The organism is Chromohalobacter beijerinckii (assembly GCF_023061185.1).
Lineage (GTDB): Bacteria > Pseudomonadota > Gammaproteobacteria > Pseudomonadales > Halomonadaceae > Chromohalobacter > Chromohalobacter beijerinckii.
In genome coordinates this window covers 1-24022 of the sequence record NZ_JAKGAK010000022.1, presented here as the reverse complement: position 1 = coordinate 24022, position 24022 = coordinate 1, and the positions used below count along the sequence as shown (strand labels likewise).

Here is a 24022-nt window from a genome sequence, read left to right as displayed (position 1 = left end):
TGCTTGAGGGGTTACGCATGCGGTACGAACGCATCTCTATGGTTTGGACATTGCTCTTCCATGGTGGCGCTGCAGTAACCTCCAAATGGGGCATGCATTGACGGCTCAGCTGGCGTATGGCCGAGATTTAGTCTATGTCTTGATGCCCTAGTGAGATGTGGTCTCCAGTCTCCCGTACCCTCGTTCCGGCCAGGGAATTCTGGTAGCTGTCTTAGCCGTCAGCTACCGAGCATTGGAACCTTCCCGCAAGGTGACCCTCACCCCATATCAGGACCGGCTATCAGTAGAAATTCCGGCGGTGTTTCGCTAGAAGTCTCCGTTCGACAGAGACTTGTAGCGAACTCCTCAGGCGTTAGCCAACCTAAGGAAGAATGGGGTCTGACTTGATTGTAGTTCTGCCGCCAAGTTTCGATTTTCTGCCGGGCATCGTCCAGAGACAGAAACCAATGAGTGTTCAGGCATTCGGCTCGAAACTTGCCGTTGAAGGATTCGACGAAGGCATTGTCCGTCGGCTTGCCCGGGCGACTGAAGTCCAGCGTGACGCCTTGTTTATAGGCCCAACAATCCAGTACGCGTGAGATGAATCCCGGACCGTTGTCGACCCGGATTCGCGCAGGCTGTCGCCCTGTCTCGTTCAAGCGAGTCATGACCTCGACCACGTCCGCAGCAACGATCGAGCCATCTACATGGATGGCGAGACATTCTCGACTGAACTCGTCGACCAGCGTCAGGGCCCGCAGACGCTTACCGTTGAACAGCGCATCGCTGACGAAGTCCTTGCTCCAGACCTGATCCAGCCCCGCGGCTAGAACGCGTTCGCGCCGAGTGGCGGCCATCCGGTGGCGCCTGGGCCGCTTGAGACGCAGGCTAAGGCCAGCTTGGCGGTACAGCCGGTACACACGCTTGTGGTTGATCTCCCAGCCTTCGCGCTTGAGCAGTTCATGTACGCGTCGATAGCCGTAACGTACACGGGTGGCGGTGATCTCGCGGATCCGCTGCATCAGCGGTCGCTGATCCTGGGCCTGACTGCGGTAGTAAAATACCGAGCGCGCCAGGGCGAGGACGCCACAGGCCTGCCATGTACTGGCACCGAACTGTTCGATCAGGCTCTCGGCCAGTTGCCGCTTGCGCGACGCGCTCAGAGCTTTTTTGATAGGACATCCTGAAGCATCGCCTTGTCCAGCGAGAGGTCAGCAACCAGCTGCTTGAGCTTTCGATTCTCGTCCTCCAACTGCTTCAGGCGGCGTAGCTCCGATGGCCCGAGACCGCCGTACTTCTTGCGCCAGGCGTAAAACGTAGGCTCGCTGATGCCCATCTTGCGGCACGCCTCTCCGACCGGGGTACCCAGCTCGGCCTGCTTGAGGGCGAAAGCAATCTGCTCCTCGGTGAAACGGGATTTCTTCACGGCACAGTCTCCTATGAAGACTCTCACAGTGTGTGCCGGAATCTCTCGTTATGCCTGTCCAGGATTCGGGGAGAAGATCACCGGATCTTAAGGAAGGAGTACGCCGTGTCGCGGTACCCATAGGCCATCCGTTTGATGACATTGATCCGGTTGTTCATGCTCTCAGGTACACTGGTGTCCAGCCGATGTTGAGCGCTGAAGACGATTCCCTCCAGGTAAGACTCCAGCTTCCTGGCGAAGTGCACCAGGACATCAATACCACTGCTGAGTGTCATGCCGGCCCACTCCTGCCAGGCACCGCGTGCGGTGGCCTCTTATCGGCAAATCATAGTGTCTTGAGCTGGTCTTGAGCAGATACGCGGTGCTCAATGACGCATTGGCTGCCAACAGTACTTCCAGCTTGGCCGCCTGTTCGGGCTTGAGGTTGTCGGCGTTGCGCAGCAACAGCCAGCGGCTGCCCTTGATAACCTTGCAGGCCACCTTGTCGTCGCGTAGCTGATTGGCCTGGTTAACACGCACTCGCTCCATCACCTCACGCCCATATTTAGCCATGACATGGAGGCGGTCATAGACCACCGCCGCGTTGAAACACTGGGCCTTTACCTCGAGATCGAAGGCCGAGTTCATGTCCATGGCGACGGCTTCGATCTGCTTTCGGGCTGCGCCTAACCATTCGAGGAACGGACGGATCGACGCCCGCGAGCGGCCCTCGCCGACCCATACGACCTGCTGGGTATCGGCACAAGCGACCACCGTGGCGTAGAGTTGCCACTTGTGCAGCGAAAACTCATCCACCATCAGCCGACGCAGTCGAGTGGTGTCCGGAGCGGGCAGATTGCGCTGCAGGCGCTGCTTATCGATGGTCTTCACGGTATGCCAGTGCAGACCGATGAGGTCAGCTACGTGGCGGGTTGGCAGTAAGTCCACCAAGCGCTCTACCTACTGACGTAGCGTGTCGGTCACGCCAAACCGGCCCGGCAGCCAATCGATCCGCTCACGTGTCGGCCCGCAGGTAGGGCAGCGCAGGCGTCGAACGGGCACCTCCAACTCGACCCGATAGATCAGCAGCGGGGCCTCTCGGACGCGTCGGCGATGCATGTCATACACCAGGAAGCAGGCCTGATCACAGCCACTGCACACCGGGACCACGCCGGGATCCGGCTCGAGGCGGACGAACAGGGTCTGGAGGTCGAGGAACGCATGATGGGCTGGCGTGAAGCCTTTCCAGAACAGACAGAGCGGGTTAGCATTCATATAATGGCGGTATCCGTGAGCAGATGTTTGTGGTGAACATCAGCTTATTCGAATTTAACGCCGCTTCTCTATCTGCTTATCCCTCAGATCTACGTGCTTCACGCTGATCTGCGAAGAACCTTTTTACCGAACCCCCTAATCGTTTTTCCGTCATCTCGACGACGGCTTCGAAAAACTGGGTCTTCTGCTCGGCCAGACGCAGCTCCTCCTCAAGTTTCTTGGTACGTTGTTCCGGAGTGGGAGGCGATTACGGCATGGCGGGATATTTGGCAGAACGTTCGTGGCAGGACGCCAGTTCAGGTGGCCATAGCGACGTAACCACTGTAATACTGCCGAACTGACCATGATAACGTAACGGGCCTGATGTTGCCTATAGGTCAGTTCACTGCCTTTCCACCTCATACATCACAGCCACCATGAAGGCCAGGGTGTAATCCTTCTGGGTATGCTTAATAATTTGGTTCATTATGTTCTCCCAAAATGGGAAAAGGGACATGCCAACCCTAATCAGGACAAGTCAGATCCTAAAAAAAGCCCCACTTAAAAGTGGGGAGAGAGACGGGCGAACAGTAATTAGTTATTCGACAATCCATGAATGTGCTGGATCATTTTTAAATTTCCATATTCTCTTTGGTCCAGCCATAACGTTCAGGTAGTAAAGCTCATAACCATGGGGCACACCAACTGGGTGATAGCCGCACGGCACCATTACGCAGTCACCATTTCCTACCGTCATGCTTTCGTCAAGCGAACGATCGTCTGTGTAGACACGCTGGAAGGCGAAACCCTGGGAGGGGTTAACGCGATGATAGTAGGTCTCCTCAAGGATAGATTCCTCGGGCAAATTGTCCACGTCATGCTTATGTGGAGGATAACTAGACCAGTTCCCGGGTGGGGTGAATACTTCAACAACAAGCAAGCTATCGGCCGGCTCGGTCTCTGGCAAAATATCTTGGATATGACGGGTATTGCTACCGGTGCCACGCGTAGCGCGCTTGACTTTATCTGGCCCGATGAGACGAGCTTCGTGGTTTCCATGACCGGGCGCGCTGCATACCGCAATCTCAATATCTGTCTCAGCTTCCACTGAGAAGTGCACTCCATTAGGTAAATATACGGAGTAAGGAGGAGTCTTCTCGAAGATATCCATGCGTTCACCGATATCTTTCCAAAGATGCTCTCCACTGGTAATAGTGGCTCGGCCTGTGAGAAGGACTAGGCAATGCTCTTGCGTCCCGGTGTGAGCTTCGAAAATTTCCCCTTTTTTGAGTTTGTGCACTCGAAAACCGACATGCTTCCAGCCGGCCGATTCGGGGGTTACTTCGAGTACCATGCCATGAGCGTTAGGCTGTTGAGGATGAACAAGAAGCGATGTCATATGTTTCTTCCTTAATCCTATCCGTTTTCGTCAATGGACGTCATTTAAGGCGATCCGGCACCCATCACTTAGTGAGCGCTCTGCAGCCTCAGCCAGGCGCAATGCTTCTAGCCCATCCAAAGCCCCGGCAAGAGGGGTGTTTCCGTTGCGCCAGGCTCGTACGAAGTCATCAATCTCGTTGCGGTAGGCCATCTCATAGCGCTCAAGAAAGAACCACTTGGGCTTTTCCTCGACTTGGCCTGCCTCACCGGTAAATCGTAGCCGGGTATTACTCTCGTTTTGGACTTGCAACATACCCGCACTACCGAAAGCCTCGACGCGTTGATCGTAGCCGTAGCAGGCCCGGCGTGAATTGTTAATGTGGCAGAGCCGGCCGCTGGCGGTGGTCATTGTTACCATGGCTGTGTCAATATCGCCGGCCTCGCCGATGGCAGGATCAACTAGGCAGCTACCAGTTGCCTGGATATGGGTAATTGGCTCGTTCAGTAACCAGCGTGCCATGTCGAAATCATGGATCATCATGTCTCGAAACAGGCCGCCTGACGCTGAGACATACTCTGCAGGGGGCGGTGAAGGGTCTCGACTAATAATGGATAAAGTTTCCACTTTTCCGATTTGTCCCTCATCGATGGCCTTCTTTAATGCTGCAAATTGCGGATCATGGCGCCGATTGAAGCCGAGCGAACATAAGACTGGGTGGGATTTGAGGGTCTCGAGGACTTTTATGGTACGAGATAGATCGAGGGCAATCGGCTTTTCACATAGAACAGCCTTACCTGCACGTGCCGCCTTCTCTAGGTAATCGGCATGAGTGGGAGTGCTTGAAGCAATCAATATAGCGTCGACTGTTTCATCCTCAAAAACTTCTTCAGTTTCGAGGGTGCGGATATTATATTGGTCAGCTAACGCCACGGCAGTAGGGCGGTGTTGGTCAGCAACAGCTGCAAAGGTTACATCGGAGTGAGAAGCAATGGCCTTGGCATGCACTTTGCCAATGCGACCAGCACCAATTAAGGCAATTCTCATAAATATATCCTTTTAAAACTTCAGGTTAGCTTTGCTTCTTTGGCGAGGAGAGGTGTCTATTTTGATAATTATCTGTATTATCTTTCCTTATGCCTAAAGAAATCGCAATAGTCTGGGCCAGGCACAATGAAGCCGTTAAGCTACGAAAGCTTTTAACTTCGGCCTCTTGAAAAATTATCGTTACATCTGCTAAACGAGCCAAAGGACTAAGGTTAGAGTCCGTCATGACTATTAGAGGGATTCCCAACTCCTTGGCATGGGCGGATGCCTCTTGCGCTTCAGGAGCATATGGTGAGTAGCTTACGACTAGAAGCGCATCATTCTTACCAACCGACCGTACCTGCTCAAGGTGCATTCCTCCTAGGCCGTCTATTAAAAAAGTTCTTTTGTTTATATGCTGCATAGCATAGGAAAAGTAGCTAGCTACTACAAAGCTTCTCCTCACACCTAAAACATGTACTATCTCTGCATTTTCAAGTATGTCCAGTGCTAGTTCTAAGCTGTCGGGGTTAATCCGGCTAGGTAGTACTTCAAGAATGTCACGATTCGCTTCAGAGAATTCCCATAGGAGTTGGGTGCTGTTAGGCATTGAGCCTGTGGCGTTTCGTACAGCGCGGATGCGCTCAGCATAATTAGGCAGTTCGTTCACAAGGCGCTCACGAAAAAGCTTCTGCATTTCTGAAAAACCTGTGAAACCGAAGCTATTCGAAAATCTAATTAAGGTAGATGGCGTAACACCCGCCTGACCAGCAAGCTTTGCTACCGTCGAGAAAGCGACTTCTTGCGGATTGTCTAAAACAAACCTAGCTGTCTGCTGCAACCGACGACTCAGCGATGGATAGTCTTCTGTTACACGTCTTTCTAGCTCTTCGAAGTCGTTAGGTGTTTGATTCATTTGAGAACCTTAGCAGTACAGGGCTACAGCACATCTGTTTCAGCAGCCAAAGAGGCGAATGAAATATAGTCTAGCAGCTGCGGATCAATCATTCCAGCTATACTAAAGTATAGAACGAAATGATTGATTTCTTGGCTATTTGGAAATTATATTCCAGCCATGCATTGGTTCATGTTACTCGCTCTCATCAGCGTATGGTATACAAAAAAGATAAAGACCAACCTATTGATAATACTAGAAATTATATGGATTTTAAGCTTGATATCATTCTCAAAGGCGATTGGTCTATGGCGTCGCGCTTAGAAGTGGCAACGAGAGATGAACAGAAAATGTGCAGTTTAGGTAGTTTATTCTGGAATGACATGATGCTCACCGGTCGTATCCGGGACCGGTAAGCGATAGAACGCTGTTGGCGTGGAGATATTCATGCGCGAAATAACTAAGGGCTCCGGCTCACTTGACCTGATTTGCCTGGGCAGGGTCGCCGTCGACCTGTATTCCGAACAGATCGGCAGCCGTCTGGAGGATGTCTCTAGCTTCGCCAAGTACCTGGGCGGCAGCTCCGGCAACATGGCCTACGGTACCGCGAGACTGGGCCTCAAGTCGGCCATGCTGTCCCGGGTTGGCAATGAGCAGATGGGCAACTTCGTCCGTGAGGAGCTCGAACGCGCCGGCGTCGACACGAGTGCCCTGCAGACCGACCCGGAGCGATACACCGGTCTGGTGCTCCTGGCACTAAAGGACCGCGACAGCTTTCCCCTGCTGTTCTACCGCCGCGACTGCGCCGATATGGCCATCGATGCCGATGCCATCGATCCCGACTTCATTGCCCGTGCTCAGGCCTTGGTCATCACCGGCACCCATCTGTCCACCGAAACCACCCAGAGAGCCTGTCGCAAGGCGCTCGACGCTGCGGCACGACATGGCGTGAAGCGGGCCTTGGATATAGATTACCGCCCGGTGCTCTGGGGACTTACCAACCCTGGCGATGGCGAGACGCGCTTCATTGCCGATGACCAGGTGACCCGTCACCTGCAGCGCTGGTTGGGCGACTTCGACCTGATCGTCGGCACCGAAGAGGAATTCCATATTGCCGGCGGGAGCATCGATACGCTCGAGGCACTGCGCAACGTGCGCAAGATCAGTGATGCCACACTGGTCTGCAAGCTCGGCGCCCTGGGTTGCGTAGTATTCGAGGGCACGATTCCCGATCGCATCGAGGACGGCATTCTGGTCGAGGGCGTCAAGGTCGAGGTACTCAACGTGCTGGGCGCCGGCGATGCCTTCATGAGCGGCCTGCTGCGTGGCTGGCTGCGCGGCGAGGCTTGGGCCACCAGCGCTGCCTACGCCAACGCCTGCGGTGCGCTGGTCGTATCGCGCCACGGCTGTGCGCCGGCCATGCCCACCGAGGAAGAACTGTTCGACTACCTGGGCCGCCGCGCCTCGGTGAAACGTCCCGACCGGGACGAGCGGCTCAACCATCTGCACCGGGTCACTACCCGCGTGCCCGTCGAATGGCCACAGGTATGCGGACTGGCCTTCGACCATCGCTGCCAGCTCACCGACATGGCCCGCGAGGTCAAGGCCGACCCGGCCCGTATTCCCCAGCTCAAGCAGTTGCTGGTGAAAGCCGCCGAGGAAGGCGCACGGCGGACCGGCCTGGAAAGCCCGGCCATCCTGGTCGATGACGTGTTCGGTCAGGACGCGCTCAACGATGCCACCGGCAAGCATTGGTGGATAGGCCGTCCGGTCGAGCTGCCCAGCTCGCGTCCGCTGCGCTTTCAGCACGGCGATGACTTGGGCAGCGAATTCCGCCATTGGCCGGCCGAGCACATCATCAAGTGTCTGGTGTTCTATCACCCGGACGACCCGCTGGTCCTGCGCCTCGAGCAGGAAGCCCGCCTGCGCCAGCTTTACCAGGCCGCCTGCGCCAACCACCTGGAGCTGCTGATCGAGGTGATTCCGCCCAACCAGGCCGAAGTGGACGACCAGACCTTGGCCCGTTCGCTGACGCGGCTCTACAACCTGGGCATCCGCCCCGACTGGTGGAAGCTGCCGACGCTTACCGATGAGGGCTGGCAGGCGGTGAGCCAAGCCATTGACGAACAGGACCCGCATTGTCGAGGTGTGGTGTTGCTGGGATTGGACGCCCCCATGGAGGACATGAAGCGCGGCTTCGCCGCCGCCGCACGCCATGGCCAGTGCAAGGGATTCACCGTGGGTCGCACCCTGTTCGCCGCGCCCAGCCGCGACTGGCTGGCCGGCACCCTCGACGACAATCAGCTCATCGATAGGGTCGCCAGCAACTATGCCGAGCTGATCCAGGAGTGGCAGCGGCTGCGTTCCACCCAGCCCAATGCAGAGGAAGTCCTGTCATGAATACCGTTCGTCTGACCATGGCACAGGCCGTCATCCGCTACCTGACGGCCCAGAAAGTCGACATCGACGGCGAGATCAAGCCACTGTTTGCGGGTTGCTGGGCGATCTTCGGCCACGGCAACGTTGCCGGGCTGGGCGAGGCGCTCTATCACGCCCGCGACCAATTGCCGACCTACCGCGCCCATAACGAGCAGGGCATGGCGCATGCCGCTATCGCCTATACCAAGACGCTCGACCGTTGCCAGATGATGGCCTGCACCGCCTCCGCCGGTCCCGGCTCGACCAACATGGTGACTGCCGCTGCGGTAGCGCACGTCAACCGGCTGCCGGTGCTATTTCTGCCCGGGGATACCTTCGCCACGCGCCTGCCGGACCCGGTCCTGCAACAGATCGAGAACTTCCATGATCATACGCTGACCACCAACGACTGCTTCAAACCGGTCAGCCGTTTCTTCGATCGCATCACCCGCCCCGAGCAGCTACTCACCTCGCTGCCCCAGGCGATCCGTGTTCTGACCGACCCTGTCGAATGCGGTCCGGTCACCCTGGCCATGCCGCAGGACGTGCAGACCATGGCGTTTGATTACCCGGTACACTTCTTCAATGAGAAGATCCATCGACTGCGCCGTCAGTCAGCCGACCGTGACGAACTGGCCCGCGCCCTCGAGCTGATCAAGCAGGCCAGCAAGCCACTGGTTATCGCCGGTGGCGGCGTACACTACTCGGGAGCCCGCGAGGCGCTCGATGCGCTGGTGTCCGCCTATCATCTGCCGGTGAGCGAGACCCAGGCCGGCAAGGGCGCACTGCCGTGGGATCATGAGCAGAACATGGGCGCCATCGGCGTCACAGGGGCGTCATCCACCAACACCTTGGCCGCCGAGGCCGACCTGATCATCGCTGTGGGGACCCGCCTGGGCGATTTCGCCTCCGGCTCGCGGGCGATGATCAACCCCGAGGCAAAGCTGCTGTGCCTCAACGTCGCCTCGTTCGATGCCATCAAGCACAAGGCCCAGCCGTTGGTCGGCGACGCGCGCCTGACCCTGCCCGAACTGACCGACGGCCTGGCCGGCTGGCAGCCCGACGGCGAGTGGATCGAACGTGCCGCCAAGCTGCGCAGCGAGTGGAACAAGGCCGTCGACATTGCCACCACCGACCGCGGCACCGACCTCCCCACCGATGCCGAGGTGGTGGGCGCCGTCAACCGCGCCGCCGGCGAACGCGACATCGTGGTATGCGCCGCGGGCGGGCTGCCCGGCGAGTTGCAGAAGCTGTGGCGTACCCGCTATGCACGCGGTTATCACATGGAGTATGGCTATTCGTGCATGGGCTACGAACTGGCCGGTGGCCTGGGCACCAAGATGGCCAAGCCCGACTCGGAAGTGTTCGTGATGGTCGGCGACGGTTCCTACCTGATGCTCAACTCGGAGATCGCCACCTCGGTGATGCTGGGCCACAAGATCATCGCCGTGGTCCTCGATAACCGTGGCTACGGCTGCATCCATCGTCTGCAGCAGGCTTGTGGCGGTCCTGGCTTCAACAACCTGCTCGATGATTGCCTGAGCGTCGAGGAAGGTGCGCCAAAGACCGATTTCGCCGCCTACGCTGCAGCCCTCGGCGCCCGCTCTGAACACGTCGCCAATATCCAGGAACTGGAAGCGGCTCTCGAGCGCGCCAAGGCGTCACAGGTCAGCTATGTCATCAGCCTGGACACCGACCCGCTGGTAGGTACCGGCGAGGGCGGCACCTGGTGGGACGTGGCGGTGGCCGAGGTCTCCGAGCGTTCCGACGTCGAGGAGGCGCGCCGTCGCTACGAATCCTACAAGGCCCGCCAGTGGCAGAACATGTAACGGCTCTCTCAACGAACGAATCATCAACAACACCTTTTTTCGGGAGTTCGCCATGAGCGTAAGACTGGGTATCAATCCCCTCACCTGGACCAACGACGACCTGCCCAGCCTGGGAGGTGAAACACCACTCGAGGTCTGCCTGTCCGAGGGACGCGAGGCCGGTTTCAGCGGCTTCGAGCTAGGCCACAAGTTTCCGCGCACCCCCGAGGCCCTGTCGAAGGTCCTCGGCGACCATGACCTGTCGCTGGTCTCCGGCTGGTACTCCAGCCAATTGCTGGAGCGCAGCCCCGAGGAGGAGATCGAGGCGGTCAAGGACCATCTGACGCTGCTCAAGGAATGCGGCGCCAAGGTCATGGTGTTCTGCGAGGTGACCCACTGCGTGCACGGCAACCAGTCACACCCGCTGTCGCAGCGACCGCACCTCAGCGATGCCGAATGGCAGCGCCTCACCGAGGGGCTCGAAATCGTCGCCGACTACCTCAAGGAACAGGGCGTGCACATGGCCTATCACCATCACCTCGGCACGGTGGTGGAAAGCCAGGCCGATGTGGAACGACTGATGGACAACACCCGCGACTCGGTGGGCCTGCTCCTCGACCTGGGCCATTTGGTGGGTGCCGGCGGCGACCCGCTGGCTATCGCCAAGCGCTACACCTCGCGCATCAAGCATGTGCACTGCAAGGACATCCGCTTCCCGGTGCTCGAGGACGTACGCAATCGCGACAAGAGCTTTCTCAATGGCGTGCTCGACGGCCTGTTTACCGTACCCGGCGACGGTAACGTCGAGTTTCTACCGACACTCCGGCATCTCAGCGAAGCGGGCTATGAAGGCTGGCTGGTCGTCGAGGCCGAACAGGACCCACAGGTCGCCCATCCGCTGACCTACGCACGTATGGGACATGACAACCTGCGTTCGCTGGCCGAGCAGGCGGGCTTCACCGTCGAGAAGTAACCACAAGTCAAAAGGCATACCCATGAATCAGATCCACCACTACCTCAGCGGCACGACCGTAACCGGTCGCAGCGAACGCTTCGCTCCGGTCTACAACCCCGCCACCGGCGAGCAGAGCGCCCGGGTTGCCCTGGCTTCCGCCGACGAGACCCGCGAGGCCATTGCCAGCGCCGACCAGGCCTTCGCCACGTGGTCGAAGACGTCCGCCCTCAAGCGCGCGCGCATCCTGTTCAAGTTCAAGGCGCTGGTCGAACAGCACGCCGACGAGATCGCCCGCCTGATCTCCAGCGAGCACGGCAAGGTGTTCTCCGATGCCAAGGGCGAGCTGACTCGCGGCCTAGAAGTCGTCGAGTTCGCCTGCGGCATTCCGCACCTGCAGAAGGGCGAGCACTCCATGAACGTCGGCACCGGCGTCGACAGCTTCTCGATGATGCAGCCGTTGGGCGTGTGCGCCGGCATTTCGCCGTTCAACTTCCCGGCAATGGTGCCGATGTGGATGTTCCCCATCGCGTTGGCCTGCGGCAATACCTTCGTCATGAAGCCCTCGGAAAAGGATCCGTCCACACCGCTGCGCCTGGCCGAACTGCTCAGCGAGGCAGGCCTGCCCGATGGCGTGTTCAACGTGATCAACGGCGACAAGGAAGCCGTCGACGTGCTGCTCACCGACGAACGGGTGCAGGCGGTCAGCTTCGTCGGGTCCACGCCGATCGCCGAATACATCTATGCCACCGCCTCCAGCCATGGCAAGCGCGTCCAGGCCCTGGGCGGCGCCAAGAACCACATGGTGCTCATGCCCGATGGCGACCTCGACCAGGCCGTGGACGCCCTGATGGGTGCGGCCTACGGTTCGGCGGGCGAACGCTGCATGGCGATCTCGGTGGCCGTGCCGGTCGGCGAGGAAACTGCCAGCCGCCTGCGTGACAAGCTGATCGCCAAGCTCGACACCCTGCGCGTCGGCCCCGGGCTGGTCGACGGACCGGACAACGACATGGGCCCGCTGGTCACCTGCCAGCATCTGGAAAAGGTCAAGGACTATATCGCCACCGGTGTCGAGGAAGGCGCCGAGCTGGTCGTCGATGGCCGCGAGACGGTCATCGAGGAAGCCGGCAACGGCTATTTCATCGGCGGTACGCTGTTCGACCATGTCAAGCCGGGCATGCGCATCCATTCCGAGGAGATCTTCGGGCCGGTGCTGGCCATCGCCCGCGCAGGCAGCTTCGACGAGGCCGTGTCGATGATCAACGCTCACGAGTTCGGCAACGGCACGGCAATCTTCACTCGCGACGGCGATGCGGCTCGCCAGTTCTGCGAGCAGATCCAGGTGGGCATGGTCGGCGTCAACGTGCCGATCCCGGTACCCATGGCCTTCCACAGCTTCGGTGGCTGGAAACGCTCACTGTTCGGCCCGCTGCACATGCACGGCAGCGATGGGGTGCGCTTCTACACGCGGATGAAGACGATAACGCAGCGTTGGCCGAGCGGTATTCGGGAAGAAACCAATCATTTCACCATGCCAACACATTAACTTATCGTAGCACGGCACACTAGGAATTAGTGTGCCAATAATTGTATAAGTATAGAGGTGATACCATGCCGCTTGTGACCATTTCCCTCCCAGAACATCGCCCGGCGTTGTGGCGTAAGAAGGTCGCCGATATCGTCAATGCGGCGGTGATCGATACATTGGACTTTCCGCCAGACGATCGCTATCAGTTAATCCAGGCGCTCCCTGCAGAACAAATTGAACTCCAAAGTAGGAACGAGGATGCGGTAATATTACAGCTGACCATGCGTGCCGGACGTGGCAACCAGGCTAAGCAAGCATTTTATCGGCGTGTTGTTGGTGACTTGGCAAGACGTGCCGATATCAAATCCGCGAATGTAATGATAGTAATTAACGAAAATACTGATGCAGATTGGTCATTCGGCGATGGCGAAGCACAGTTTCTTAAAACTTAGCTATGAAAATAAATAATATACACAAGGTCATTATTGAGCTTCGTGACTGTGCTGTGCGTTATTATCTTGGTGTTATGGGTCGATAAGTGCGCGATCGGTTATGTAGTGACGAAGGATAGGCATACTATCAAGTAGCACTTGATAGAAAGTCGTGCGTAAAAAACAGCGCATTCCGCTAGTCGTGCTTGCCTTGGAAATGCCTCAATTGATTTAAGAGGCACCATGAGGCTGAGTTATTCTGCTTAAAACTTGGCAGATGTGGAGGGGGGGGGTAATTTCTATAAACTTGGCTATATGAAAAACCATCCAGAGTGTTCTTGACTTTGTTTTTCGATAAGTCTTGAGCTCAACTTGTTTGCGAAAATAGGAAACAAAATGAACAAGCCATACTTTAGCACGCCTCTTTGCACAGCCATCTTTGCTACGGGGGTGATTACAAGCAGTAGCTCTTTTGCACAAGATCTAACAGTTGAAGAGCGCCTTTTTCAGCTAGAAAGCCGCGTAGAGGAGGCCGAAAATCGTGCTCAAGAGGCAGAGAATGAAGCCGCTGAGCTCAGAGAAAAATTTGCTGTTGATTATAACAATAGGCTCAGCAAGCTAGAGAGTCCCAAAGAAGGAAAAGATGGTTTTATTTTTAGTGGCTACTTGCGCTCAGGGTTGCTTATTGGCGATGACGGTAAAAGCCAAGATGCTGGTCCCAATGTTACACCTGCTGGTCCCCTCGGCGGTGCGGTGGGACGTTTAGGCAATGAGCCTGATACGTATATCCACGTAAAGCTTGATCATTATAATACATTTGAGAATGGGGCTACTTCACAGTTTAGAGTGGCCTTGGCTGATTCAGTTAATACTTATAACGATTGGTCTTCATCAGAAACTCAACTTCATGTCCGCCAAGCTTACCTGCAATTCGGCAACCTACCAAGCTTCACTGGAGCCTTTGAAAATGCCTCTATTTGGGCAGGGAAGCGCCTTGACCGTGATATGTTTGACATTCATTGGTTAGATACTGATGTATACTTCCTGGGCGGTACAGGTGGGGGTATATACGATGTAGCGCTTACCGATGAATGGAAAACTAGCTTTTCTGTTTATGGTAGGTCCTTTAGTGATTATCCTGTTGCATCTCCAGAGAACGAGGATCCAGTTAGCGGCGAAACTGATAGCCTTATTTTCACATCCAATAATTTCTTTGGGAATTGGGAGATAATGGCTAGCGCAATCTCAGCTGCAGACAACGACGAGCGTATGACTGATGGTGGCTACTCAGCCGCTGAAAATGGATATCATGGTATGTTGGCCTACCATGGTGATAGTTTTTTTGGGCTTAGAGAGGGAAGCTTTAAAGCAGCACTGCTGCATGGACAGGATTTAGGTGCCGAAGTAAGGCGGATTGGCGCTGATGGTGAGCTTTTGGATGGGGCTAAAACGACCAAGCTTGCTATGTATGGGACAACTTATCTTTCTCCAAATTGGCGTATTGCCCCAGCAATTATGGCCCAAACGAGTGATGATCGATATGTCAATGGAGATGATTATAAGTGGGCAACGTTCAACGCCCGTTTAGCCCATGAAATAAGTCAGAGCTTCGAGATGCAATACGAGGCAAGCTACCAGTATATGGATTTAGATCCTAACGGCTATGAAGGTCAAAATGAGGCTAGCGGGAGTTACATGAAGTTTACAATCGCTCCGACATTTAAACCTAACGTTGGGGGCTTCTGGGAGCGTCCAGAAATCCGAGTTTTCGCCACATATGCCGATTGGGATGAAGAGCTTAACGATTATTCAGATTCTGACTCGTTCGGTTCTGAAAACTTCGTAGGTGGTGAGCTGAGTTTTGGGGTTCAGGCAGAAACATGGTTCTGACTATGTCCAAATAAATGCTATCCGGTCTATGCTGCGCATAGGCCGAATTTTTCGAAAAATTCTGTTCAGCCAGCCCAAGAATGGTATATCACTATTTTCAACGGCTCCGGTCTGGACATGAATAAACGCTATTGTTTGAGCTGTGAATGAGGCTAAAGCATGTCAGATATTCCCGCCAATACGCGCCCTCTCGATGGACCGGAACCGGTATTGAGGACACCTCCTGGAGCCACTGATTGCCATATCCATATTTACCCTCCCGGCTTCGGAGAGCAGCCCGGAGGATGGCCACCAATTCCCGAACTCGCCACTGTGGAGGATTACCGTCAGGTGCAGCGGCGATTGTCCCTAGATCGGGTAGTCGTCACACAGCCAAACGCTTACCAGTTCGACAATAGTGCCCTACTGCAGGCGCTTGATACTTTCGGCACGCAATCGGCACGCGGCGTCGCCGTCGTCACACCGGACACGTCGCTACATGAACTCGAAGGTTGGCACGCGCGGGGGGTACGCGGGGCGCGCATCATGCAGTTACCGGGCGGAGCCGTGAAAATCGATCGTATGTTGGAGGTCGAAAAGGTCATTCGGCCAATGGGCTGGCACCTTATGGTTCAGTTCAATGGTCGTCAGTTGGGCGATTATTTGGATGAACTGCACAAGATCGAAGGCGAATACATCATCGATCATATCGGCAAGTTCATGGACCCAGTCCCAGCTAACGATACCCGGGTCGACGAGATCTTGCGCCTGCTCGACAAGGGCAATGCTTGGTTCAAGATCTGTGCAGGCTACGAGGCCAGCGTCACCGGCGGGCCGCGATACGAGGACATCGGTGCCATCGCTAAGCGGGTCATCGCGCATGCCCCCGAGCGTATTCTGTGGGGCAGCAACTGGCCGCATGTGGGTGTGCCGCGTGAGCAATACCCCAACGATGCTGAGCTGCTCGACGTACTGCTGCACTGGGCCGAACCTGAAATACAGAAAAAGATTCTCGTCGATAATCCGGCACAGCTGTACGGATTTATGAAATAGCCTTATTGCTCATGCTTGGCCTGCCAAGAAGTTGCTTGGAACCAAGCCTTTATTTGTATGGTTTATTACAAATAAACTTACTTTCAAATTTTAAACCTAATTCAAAGGGTTATTTATGAAATTTAGCAAACAAGAGGTCATGAAAGCGGTTGGAGATGGTCTGCTTTCGTTTCCCATCACCGACTTCAACGCTAACGGCAGCTTCGATCCTGAAAGCTACCGTCAGCGCCTCGAATGGTTCATTAGCCATGAGATTTCCGCCGTGTTCGTGGCCGGTGGTACCGGTGAGTTCTTCAACCTGACGCTGGACGAGTTCCGTGAGGTCGTTTCGCTGGCCGTCAAGACGGTTGGTGGCAAGCTACCGGTCATTGCCAGCGCCGGGTTGAGCGTGGGTAGTGGCAAGGCCTTTGCCAAGGCTGCCGAGGAAGCTGGCGCCGACGGTATCCTGCTTATGCCGCCGTACCTGACCGAGTGCCCACAGGATGGCCTGGTGAAGTATGCCCGCCAGATCTGCGATGCCACTGACATCAGTGTCATTTATTACAACCGCGGAAATGGCGTGCTCGAGGCCGACGCGGTGCAGAAGCTCGCCGATGCCTGCCCCAACCTGGTCGGTCTGAAGGATGGCAAGGGCGACATTCAACTGCTCAACAAGATCATTAAGACCGTTGGTGAACGCCTGGTTTATGTTGGCGGTGTACCGACCGCGGAAATTTTCGCCGAAGCCTACCTGTCGATTGGTGTTAATACCTACTCCTCAGCTGTATTCAACTTCGTGCCGGAGATGGCGGTCACATTTTACAAGGCGCTGCGTCGTGGCGATTCGGCCACTATCAAGAAGATTACCAACGAGTTCTTCATTCCCTTCGTCAACCTACGTGACAACAAGAAAGGCTATGCAGTCAGTCTGATCAAGGCAGGTGCCGAGCTGATCGGGCGTCCAGCGGGCTCGGTCAGGGCACCTCTCGAAATGCCCAGCAAGCACGAGGTGGAACAGCTCAAGGCGATTATCGCCCGAGGACAGACTTACTAGCGCAGTATAATCCTCAAGGATAAAAATATTTATATTTAGGTGGGTTATGTTTCCAACCGTCAAAAGTATGCGTGTGGTACCGGTTGCTGGCTACGACAGTTTCCTGCTCAACCTGAGCGGTGGCCATGCCCCCTGGTTCGTGCGTTGTGTGGTGATCTTGGAAGACAACGCAGGTAATCAGGGCGTTGGAGAGATTCCCTCCAGCGAAGGCATCCTCAAGGGCTTGGAGCAGTGCCGTTCTCAGGTGGAGGGCGCGGCTGTCAACGAGGTCAAGGGTATCCTCAACCGCTGCCGCTTGCTGTTGGCCGGCAACGGCCGCGAAGAGCGTGGTCGCCAGACCTTCGACTTGCGTGTCGGGGTGCATGTGCTGACAGCCATCGAGTCGGCGTTATTCGACCTGTTTGGCCAGGCCATGAACATGCCGGTGGCAGACCTACTAGGGCAGTACGGTCGCCAGCGTAACGAGGTCGAGGCGCTCGGCTACTTGTTTCTGCTTGGTGACCCGGACAAAACCGACCTGCCATATCCCAAGGCTGAGAACCCTTGCGATGCCTGGGACGAGGTGCGCTGTCGCGAAGCCCTGACTCCCGAGGCCGTCGCCAACCTGGCCAAGGCGGCCTATGAACGCTACGGCTTCAGGGACTTCAAGCTCAAGGGGGGCGTGCTGAGTGGTGAAGAAGAAGCCGACTGTGTCCGGGCTTTGCATGAGGTGTTCCCCGAGGCGCGGCTGACCCTCGACCCCAACGGCGCCTGGAAGCTGGACGAGGCAGTACGCGTTCTGACACCAATCCGCGACCTGCTGAGCTATGCCGAGGATCCCTGTGGCCAAGAGGAGAGCTACTCGGGCCGCGAGATCATGGCTGAGTTCAAGAAACGTACTGGTCTGCCCACAGCAACCAATATGATTGCTACCGATTTCAAGCAACTGCAGTACGCGGTGCAGCTCAACGCCGTGGATATTCCTCTGGCCGACTGTCATTTCTGGACCATGCAAGGGGCCGTTGCGGTTGGTGAGCTATGCAACGAGTGGGGCATGACCTGGGGTTCGCACAGCAATAACCATTTCGATGTTTCGCTGGCCATGATGACTCACGTGGCTGCGGCCTGCCCTGGCAAAATTACCGCTATCGATACGCACTGGATCTGGCAGGATGGTCAGCGCATCACCAAGGAGCCATTCAAGATCCGCGACGGCAAGCTGCGTGTGCCTGATACGCCCGGTCTTGGCATTGAGCTGGACATGCAGCAGCTTGATGCTGCCCATGCGCTTTACAGGGGCCTTAACGTCACGCAACGTAATGACGCCATGGCGATGCAGTACTTACATCCTGGTTGGATATTTGATTCCAAAAGGCCGGCTCTATTGCGCTAACGCCTTGCTGGAACTAATAGGTTGCAGCGAAAGTTACCCTTGAAGGAATTTTAGATTTATGCTTAAACGTCTATTGGTAACGGGTGCGGCTGGAGGTGTTGGCAAAGCCATACGTCCCCACCTTTCAAAGCTGGCTCATCAAGTTCGTCTAACAGATATTGCCGACCTAGGCGTTGCAAATGGCCACGAGGAATTGGTTAGATGCGATCTTACGGATGCTGATGGTGTTAAGAATCTGGTAGCGGATTGCGATGGTATCGTACATTTGGGGGGAGTTTCGGTAGAAAAACCCTGGATGGATATATTGCAAGCAAATATTATAGGAACTTATAATCTTTACGAGGCAGTGCGGGCTTTTAGAAACCCTCGTGTCGTATTTGCGAGCTCAAACCATACGATTGGTTACTATCCGCGAACGGAAAGAATAGATACTGATGCACCGCGCCGGCCCGACTCTCTCTATGGCGTATCAAAATGCTTTGGAGAAGACTTGGCGAGCCTTTACTACAATAAGTTCAATGTCGAAACCTTATGTGTACGGGTCGGCTCTTGTTTTTCTGAGCCTGCTGATGCTCGTATGCTGGCAACTTGGTTAAGTGTTGAGGACTTTGTAAGTTTGCTCAGGCGTGCATTTTCTGCCCCCAAGCTCGCCTGTACTGTAATTTATGGGGCGTCGAATAACACTGAGAGCTGGTGGGATAATAGTAAATCATCATTTTTAGGTTGGGTGCCGGAAGATAGTTCGGAGCCATGGCGTGCTGAAATAGAGGCCCGCAAAGAACAAATTAATCCTGCCAGCCCGGCTGTTATTTATCAGGGTGGGAAATTTGTCACTTTTTCTCATCCTGACGATATTAATTAGATAATGGGGTTTAGTTACACAGTGCGTAAAACAATACTGCTGGGTAATTATCCTTATTAAAATGGTAGTAGGCTAAAGTCATGGATGGCAAACCCGTAGCGCTGGGTAACGTTGGACAGCTGAATTTCCAGCAGGTGTCGTACAAGTTGGGGTTGCCTTTGCTAATGCCCGTTCAGTTAGTAACGCTAATTTTTTCCATAGATAATTCATTCATGACGCGCGATACCTCGGAGGAAGAATGACACTGGAAGGAAAATTACTCATTGGCCAACAGGCTGTCGTCGGCAGCAGCAGCGCCATTCACGCCGTCAACCCGGCTACCGGGGAGCAGCTCGACCCGGCCTACGCCGGCGGCAGCGCCGCCGAGGTAGAGAAGGCCTGCCAACTCGCCTGGGACGCTTTCGATACCTACCGCGAGACCTCGCTCGAGGAGCGCGCGGTGTTCCTCGATACCGTGGCCAGCGAGATCGAGGCCATCGGCGATGCGCTGATCCAGCGCGCCGTGGCCGAGACCGGCCTGCCCCAGGCGCGTATCGAAGGCGAGCGTGGCCGTACCTGCGGCCAGCTGCGCCTGTTCGCCAACGTGGTGCGCGCCGGCGAATGGCTCGACGTGCGTATCGATCCGGCCATGCCCGACCGCCAGCCGATGCCGCGCGCCGACCTGCGTCAGCGCCACATCGCGCTGGGGCCGGTGGCCGTGTTCGGCGCCAGCAATTTCCCGCTGGCCTTCTCCGTGGCCGGGGGCGATACCGCCTCGGCACTCGCTGCGGGTTGCCCGGTGATCGTCAAGGCCCACTCCGCCCACCCCGGCACGTCCGAGCTGGTCGGTCGCGCCGTACAGAAGGCGGTGGCCCAGTGCGGCCTGCCGGACGGCGTGTTCTCCGTGCTGTTCGGCTCCGGCCGGGAAGTCGGCGCGGCACTGGTCGCCGATTACCGCATCAAGGCGGTGGGCTTCACCGGCTCGCGCAGTGGCGGGACCGCCCTGATGAAGATCGCCCAGCAGCGCAAGGAGCCGATCCCGGTCTACGCCGAGATGAGCTCGATCAACCCGGTGTTCCCGCTGCCGGTGGCACTCAAGGCGCGTGGCGAGGCGATGGCCGAGGGCTTCGTGGCCTCGCTCAACATGGGCGCCGGACAGTTCTGCACCAACCCGGGGCTGGTGATCGCCGAGAAGAGCGAGGCGCTGGACGCCTTCGTCGCCAAGGCCGGCGAGGTGCTCAAGGGCAGCGCCTCGCAGACCATGCTCACCCCAGGCATCTATGATGCCTACCAGCAGGGCGTGGGCCGGCTCTCCGGGCACGACAAGGTGCGCGAAGTGGCGCGTGGCCAGGTGGGCGAGACGCCCAACCAGTGCCAGTCGGCGCTGTTCGTGACCTCGGCGGCCGATTTCCTCGCCGAAGAGACACTGCAGGAAGAGGTGTTCGGGTCCTCCTCGCTGGTCATCGAGTGCCGCGACACGGCGGAAGTGAAGCAGGTCGCCGAGCACCTGGAAGGCCAGCTCACCGTCACGCTGCAGATGGACGATGCCGATCTCGACGCGGCGCGGGCGCTGCTGCCGACGCTGGAGCGCAAGGCGGGTCGCGTGCTGGTCAACGGCTGGCCGACCGGGGTCGAGGTATGCCACGCCATGGTGCACGGCGGGCCGTACCCGGCGACTTCCGACAGCCGCACCACCTCGGTGGGTAGTGCAGCGATCTTCCGCTTCCTGCGTCCGGTGTGCTACCAGGCGCTGCCGGAGAGACTGCTGCCCGAGGCGCTCAAGGAGAGCAACTCACTGGGCATTACCCGATTGGTAGACGGCAAGCGCGAAGCGTAACTAAGCGAAAGAAGAGGCTTTACTCTCAGGTGATGGCTAAAGGCTGCCCTTTTTGGGGTTCATCGCACTTTGCCGGGATACGCGGTACGGATTTTAAGAAGAAGTACGCCGTGTCGCGGTATCCATAGGCCATGCGCTTGATGATCTTGATGCGGTTATTTATGCCCTCAAGCACACTGGTATTCAGCCGATCATCCGTGAGCTCAATCTGCCAGGCCAAGCTCACGCTCCAGGTCATCCAGGCTATGGGTAGTCATTTCGCCGCGGCGTACCTGCTCTAGGGCCTGCTCGGCCAGGTAAATATCCTCGAGGTCATCCAGGTGCTCGAGGATTGCCTCGCGGGCATAAAAGGTTTTAGGTGCGCCCGGTGGCTTTGGCCAAGGCCTCGAGGCGGGCCTCGATGTCGGTGGGGAGTCGTATGGCCAGCATGATGGGCCCTCCGCTAGGGTTGCTATACGTGTATAGCATACGCTTTTCCCTACTCTTCGCCATACAGTGGAGCGCTTGTAGACATGCCTCAACTGTGCCTTCCTCGGCAAGCACTACAATCCGCATGCACTACGTAGCTCAGCTGTGCGGCCAGTCGTTGGTTTCAGTATCGACTGGAATGCCTCTCAAACCGGCTTAACATTCTTTCTTAGCATTGAGAGCCGGCTCTGTCACAAAGCCAGAATCCTGGTGACAGAGCTTATCCATGCTTGCACGTCTTTTTTCACGACCCCGAATTATCTCACCGGCTGGTGAAGGGTTCCACCGCCCTCGGTCCGGTGCAGAGCTGCTCGCGACCCCACGCCGCCAGGCCATGCTCAAGCTGCTCTGGGACACAACCTCCCTGACGCGGCTCGTCTTCGACGACTACCTGCTGGCACCCATCCAGCGCTACGCCGAGCTCGTTCAGCTGCTGCCGGCCTCCGAGTCGCATCACCATGCCTATCCCGGCGGCATGCTCGACCATGCGCTCGAGATGGCCTGCTATGGGCTACGCCTCCGGCAGCGCCACCTTTTGCCACCGGGCGCTAAGCCCGAGGACCAAAGCTCGGCCGGTGAGCTGTGGAGTGTGGCCATCACCTACGGCGCCCTCATGCACGACGTCGCCAAGGTGCTGGTCGATATCGAGATCCATCTCGAAGATGGCCGTGAGTGGCGCCTATGGCATGGAACAATTCCGGGGCCCTACCGCATGCGCTACCGGGCCGGCCGGGATTACCATCTGCACAGTGCCGTTAATCCGTTGCTGGCTCAGCAGGTTCTGGGTGCCAGGGTCCTTGATTGGTTGATGAGCCAGCCCAGGCTCTTTGCACTGCTGATGTACACGATCAGCGGCCACACCGAGCGCGGCGGTATTATCGCCGAGCTGGTTCACCAGGCGGATCGTGCCAGTGTCGCCAAGGCACTGGGGGGCGATCCGGTCCAGGCGCTTGCTGCGCCGGTCGAATCCCTTCAGCGCAAGCTGGCCGAGGGCCTATGTTATCTGGTCAGGGAACAGTTCAAGTTGAACCAGAAGGGCGGAGTGGGGTGGCTCACCGGAGACGCCCTCTGGCTGGTCTCGCCGCGGGCGGTCAACGAACTCAAGGCCCACCTCTACGCGCAAGGCATCAAAAGTATCCCCGCCGACCTGAACCGCCTCTACGGCGAGCTGCAGGCCCATGGGTTAATCGAGGAAGTCAGCGAAGGCAAGGCCGTCTGGCAATGCGAGATTGTCGATGGCGACTGGCAGCAGATCTTCAGCATGATCAAGATCTCGACGACGCTGATCTGGGGCGTGGAGGACAGGCCGCCGGCGTTCCGCGGCACTCTGAGGGTGCAGGGGGCGGGCGCGGCTGACGATCGGGAAGCCGAACAGCCAGACCTGCCTCGGACACCACCTGCCCCCGAGGACTTGCCAACCCGGAGCGGAGCTAGTGAGGCGCCGCCCACCGCAGAAGCGCCGTCGCCTGCCCAGGCCGAGCCGCCCAGCGCTTCCAACCCTGAAACGCCACCCACGCCAGACGCACCCCAGTCTGATCCGGAAACGGCTCTGGACGACGAGATCCTGGCGCTATTTCCGGCCACCGAGGCCCAGGACTTATCCAGCAGCTGTGCAAGCGACAGTCAGCCTACGGAGACAAAACTTTCCGAGATTGCCGACAGGAGCTGCCTCTCAGGGTCTGCTAAAACAGAACTCTCTCAAGTGGAGGCGGCCCAACCGCCCGACGCTGCTGCGGACCTGGGCGAGCGGTTCTGGCAGTGGCTGACGACGGGGCTGGCGAATCATGCCCTGGTCATCAACGACACGAAGGCGCCGGTGCATACGGTGAACGGCACCTGGTTTCTGGTCAGCCCCGGCATCTTCAAGCGCTTCAGCAAGGAAATCCTGAACGACGAGGCGCAGTGGAAGACGGTCCAGCAGCGCTTCCAGAAGCTGGGACGCCATGTCAGAACCCGGGGACAGAATATCCACAAGGTGACCGTCCAAGGACCGAACAAGACCCGAACGCTGATGGGGTACCTGATCAAGGATCCGTACCAGGTGAGTCGCACGCTGCCGCCCGACAACTGGGTGTTGACGCTCGCGACCACCCCCGCAGAAGGGGAAGAGTCCCATGTATGATGTGTCGTTTCTGGAACTGGTGAGCCGCTACGCCGCCGACAAGCATTTGCGTCCCAAGAGCGTCAGCACTTATACCGCCGTCGTTCGCCTGTTTCGCCGTTACCTGGGCCACGAGGCCTACCCCAGCATGGTCACGCGGCCCATGGTTATCGAATGGCGCACGTCGATCATCCGCACGCCGGCGCGACCCGACGGCATTACCGAGGCGAGCTGGAATAACTACGTCCGCCACCTCAAGGCGCTCTACAACTTCGGCATCAAGCATCAGCTGATTGCCTGCTCCCACAATCCGTTCCTGGAGGTCTCGGTCAAGCAGCCGAAAGCGCCGAAGAAATCCCTGCAGCCGCTGCAGA

Annotated in this window: 22 protein-coding genes and 1 pseudogene; 14 read left to right on the top strand and 9 right to left on the bottom strand. The window is 57.2% G+C overall.

From position 1 onward, the window contains the following. Positions 1-257 precede the first annotated feature (257 nt). The 7 genes from L1075_RS13875 to L1075_RS13850 form a co-directional block, all read right to left on the bottom strand. Positions 258-1405, bottom strand: a protein-coding gene (locus L1075_RS13875) for an IS3 family transposase (protein WP_246942404.1) whose coding sequence is annotated in 2 segments (ribosomal slippage) — positions 258-1153 and positions 1153-1405 — 1149 coding nt in all. Because the reading frame shifts where the segments join, the coding sequence is not laid out codon by codon here. A gap of 77 nt (positions 1406-1482) precedes the next feature. Then, positions 1483-1680, bottom strand: coding sequence for a transposase (locus L1075_RS15765; protein ID WP_281504219.1), 198 nt, complete (start codon positions 1678-1680; stop codon positions 1483-1485). Further along, positions 1658-2332, bottom strand: coding sequence for a transposase (locus L1075_RS13870; RefSeq protein ID WP_343311248.1), 675 nt, complete (start codon positions 2330-2332; stop codon positions 1658-1660). The genes L1075_RS15765 and L1075_RS13870 overlap by 23 nt, the downstream gene beginning before the upstream one ends. Positions 2333-2344: 12 nt before the next feature. Next, a complete protein-coding gene (locus L1075_RS13865; protein WP_246942402.1) occupies positions 2345-2659 on the bottom strand; it encodes a transposase family protein in 315 nt (104 codons plus the stop codon). A 577-nt stretch (positions 2660-3236) separates the two neighbouring features. Beyond that, on the bottom strand, positions 3237-4037 hold the full coding sequence (gene iolB / locus L1075_RS13860) for a 5-deoxy-glucuronate isomerase (RefSeq protein ID WP_246942400.1): 801 nt from the start codon (positions 4035-4037) through the stop codon (positions 3237-3239). A gap of 30 nt (positions 4038-4067) precedes the next feature. Continuing rightward, on the bottom strand, positions 4068-5063 hold the full coding sequence (gene iolG, locus L1075_RS13855; RefSeq protein WP_246942398.1) for an inositol 2-dehydrogenase: 996 nt from the start codon (positions 5061-5063) through the stop codon (positions 4068-4070). Between the two features lie 25 nt (positions 5064-5088). Further along, a complete protein-coding gene (locus L1075_RS13850) occupies positions 5089-5958 on the bottom strand; it encodes a MurR/RpiR family transcriptional regulator (RefSeq protein WP_246942397.1) in 870 nt (289 codons plus the stop codon). 119 nt (positions 5959-6077) lie between these two features. Between L1075_RS13850 and L1075_RS13845 the strand changes: the two genes are divergently transcribed. From L1075_RS13845 to L1075_RS13790, 12 genes are all read left to right on the top strand, one after another. Next, positions 6078-6353: a hypothetical protein gene (locus tag L1075_RS13845; protein WP_246942395.1), complete on the top strand. Its 276-nt coding sequence runs from the start codon at positions 6078-6080 to the stop codon at positions 6351-6353. Between the two features lie 31 nt (positions 6354-6384). Further along, entirely contained in the window at positions 6385-8337 is a 1953-nt protein-coding gene (locus L1075_RS13840) for a bifunctional 5-dehydro-2-deoxygluconokinase/5-dehydro-2-deoxyphosphogluconate aldolase (protein WP_246942393.1), read from the top strand. After that, a complete protein-coding gene (iolD, locus tag L1075_RS13835; protein WP_246942391.1) occupies positions 8334-10184 on the top strand; it encodes a 3D-(3,5/4)-trihydroxycyclohexane-1,2-dione acylhydrolase (decyclizing) in 1851 nt (616 codons plus the stop codon). The genes L1075_RS13840 and iolD overlap by 4 nt, the downstream gene beginning before the upstream one ends. Before the next feature lie 52 nt (positions 10185-10236). Further along, positions 10237-11136 carry a myo-inosose-2 dehydratase gene (gene iolE / locus L1075_RS13830; RefSeq protein WP_246942389.1) on the top strand — a complete coding sequence of 300 codons (900 nt, stop codon included), beginning with the start codon at positions 10237-10239 and terminating at the stop codon, positions 11134-11136. 22 nt (positions 11137-11158) lie between these two features. Then, positions 11159-12661 (top strand): CoA-acylating methylmalonate-semialdehyde dehydrogenase, encoded by a 1503-nt coding sequence (locus L1075_RS13825; RefSeq protein WP_246942387.1) that lies wholly within the window; start codon positions 11159-11161, stop codon positions 12659-12661. Between the two features lie 65 nt (positions 12662-12726). After that, the gene (locus tag L1075_RS13820; RefSeq protein WP_246942385.1) at positions 12727-13095 is read left to right on the top strand and encodes a tautomerase family protein; all 369 of its coding nucleotides are present in this window, start codon (positions 12727-12729) and stop codon (positions 13093-13095) included. Between the two features lie 375 nt (positions 13096-13470). Further along, on the top strand, positions 13471-14964 hold the full coding sequence (locus L1075_RS13815; protein ID WP_246942383.1) for a carbohydrate porin: 1494 nt from the start codon (positions 13471-13473) through the stop codon (positions 14962-14964). A 159-nt stretch (positions 14965-15123) separates the two neighbouring features. After that, positions 15124-15996: an amidohydrolase family protein gene (locus tag L1075_RS13810; RefSeq protein WP_246942380.1), complete on the top strand. Its 873-nt coding sequence runs from the start codon at positions 15124-15126 to the stop codon at positions 15994-15996. A gap of 115 nt (positions 15997-16111) precedes the next feature. Further along, a complete protein-coding gene (gene kdgD, locus L1075_RS13805) occupies positions 16112-17029 on the top strand; it encodes a 5-dehydro-4-deoxyglucarate dehydratase (RefSeq protein ID WP_246942379.1) in 918 nt (305 codons plus the stop codon). Positions 17030-17075: 46 nt separating this feature from the next. Next, positions 17076-18401 (top strand): enolase C-terminal domain-like protein, encoded by a 1326-nt coding sequence (locus tag L1075_RS13800; RefSeq protein ID WP_246942377.1) that lies wholly within the window; start codon positions 17076-17078, stop codon positions 18399-18401. A 58-nt stretch (positions 18402-18459) separates the two neighbouring features. Further along, complete coding sequence (locus L1075_RS13795; RefSeq protein ID WP_246942374.1) at positions 18460-19263, top strand: NAD-dependent epimerase/dehydratase family protein; 804 nt, start codon at positions 18460-18462, stop codon at positions 19261-19263. A 238-nt stretch (positions 19264-19501) separates the two neighbouring features. Next, complete coding sequence (locus L1075_RS13790) at positions 19502-21079, top strand: aldehyde dehydrogenase (NADP(+)) (protein WP_246942372.1); 1578 nt, start codon at positions 19502-19504, stop codon at positions 21077-21079. Positions 21080-21104: 25 nt separating this feature from the next. Here the strand turns inward: L1075_RS13790 and L1075_RS13785 are convergent. Together L1075_RS13785 and relB are read right to left on the bottom strand one after the other, a co-directional pair. After that, positions 21105-21266, bottom strand: a pseudogene (locus L1075_RS13785) (transposase); the annotation flags it as partial. A gap of 16 nt (positions 21267-21282) precedes the next feature. Beyond that, positions 21283-21399 carry a type II toxin-antitoxin system RelB family antitoxin gene (gene relB, locus L1075_RS15875; RefSeq protein WP_425531265.1) on the bottom strand — a complete coding sequence of 39 codons (117 nt, stop codon included), beginning with the start codon at positions 21397-21399 and terminating at the stop codon, positions 21283-21285. 374 nt (positions 21400-21773) lie between these two features. Between relB and mobH the strand changes: the two genes are divergently transcribed. Both mobH and L1075_RS13770 read left to right on the top strand, forming a co-directional pair. Then, entirely contained in the window at positions 21774-23669 is a 1896-nt protein-coding gene (gene mobH, locus L1075_RS13775; RefSeq protein ID WP_281504214.1) for a MobH family relaxase, read from the top strand. Then, positions 23662-24022, top strand: a 361-nt coding sequence (locus L1075_RS13770) for a phage integrase SAM-like domain-containing protein (protein WP_246942366.1), incomplete at its 3' end; no start/stop codon positions are given. The genes mobH and L1075_RS13770, both read left to right, overlap by 8 nt.

Bases quoted from the DNA above. Each gene is read 5' to 3' on its own strand.
- L1075_RS15765 (WP_281504219.1), bottom strand. From the start codon at position 1,680: ATGACACTCAGCAGTGGTATTGATGTCCTGGTGCACTTCGCCAGGAAG.
- L1075_RS13865 (WP_246942402.1), bottom strand. From the start codon at position 2,659: ATGAATGCTAACCCGCTCTGTCTGTTCTGGAAAGGCTTCACGCCAGCC.
- iolB (WP_246942400.1), bottom strand. From the start codon at position 4,037: ATGACATCGCTTCTTGTTCATCCTCAACAGCCTAACGCTCATGGCATG.
- iolG (WP_246942398.1), bottom strand. From the start codon at position 5,063: ATGAGAATTGCCTTAATTGGTGCTGGTCGCATTGGCAAAGTGCATGCC.
- L1075_RS13850 (WP_246942397.1), bottom strand. From the start codon at position 5,958: ATGAATCAAACACCTAACGACTTCGAAGAGCTAGAAAGACGTGTAACA.
- L1075_RS13845 (WP_246942395.1), top strand. From the start codon at position 6,078: ATGATTGATTTCTTGGCTATTTGGAAATTATATTCCAGCCATGCATTG.
- L1075_RS13840 (WP_246942393.1), top strand. From the start codon at position 6,385: ATGCGCGAAATAACTAAGGGCTCCGGCTCACTTGACCTGATTTGCCTG.
- iolD (WP_246942391.1), top strand. From the start codon at position 8,334: ATGAATACCGTTCGTCTGACCATGGCACAGGCCGTCATCCGCTACCTG.
- iolE (WP_246942389.1), top strand. From the start codon at position 10,237: ATGAGCGTAAGACTGGGTATCAATCCCCTCACCTGGACCAACGACGAC.
- L1075_RS13825 (WP_246942387.1), top strand. From the start codon at position 11,159: ATGAATCAGATCCACCACTACCTCAGCGGCACGACCGTAACCGGTCGC.
- L1075_RS13820 (WP_246942385.1), top strand. From the start codon at position 12,727: ATGCCGCTTGTGACCATTTCCCTCCCAGAACATCGCCCGGCGTTGTGG.
- L1075_RS13815 (WP_246942383.1), top strand. From the start codon at position 13,471: ATGAACAAGCCATACTTTAGCACGCCTCTTTGCACAGCCATCTTTGCT.
- L1075_RS13810 (WP_246942380.1), top strand. From the start codon at position 15,124: ATGTCAGATATTCCCGCCAATACGCGCCCTCTCGATGGACCGGAACCG.
- kdgD (WP_246942379.1), top strand. From the start codon at position 16,112: ATGAAATTTAGCAAACAAGAGGTCATGAAAGCGGTTGGAGATGGTCTG.
- L1075_RS13800 (WP_246942377.1), top strand. From the start codon at position 17,076: ATGTTTCCAACCGTCAAAAGTATGCGTGTGGTACCGGTTGCTGGCTAC.
- L1075_RS13795 (WP_246942374.1), top strand. From the start codon at position 18,460: ATGCTTAAACGTCTATTGGTAACGGGTGCGGCTGGAGGTGTTGGCAAA.
- L1075_RS13790 (WP_246942372.1), top strand. From the start codon at position 19,502: ATGACACTGGAAGGAAAATTACTCATTGGCCAACAGGCTGTCGTCGGC.
- mobH (WP_281504214.1), top strand. From the start codon at position 21,774: ATGCTTGCACGTCTTTTTTCACGACCCCGAATTATCTCACCGGCTGGT.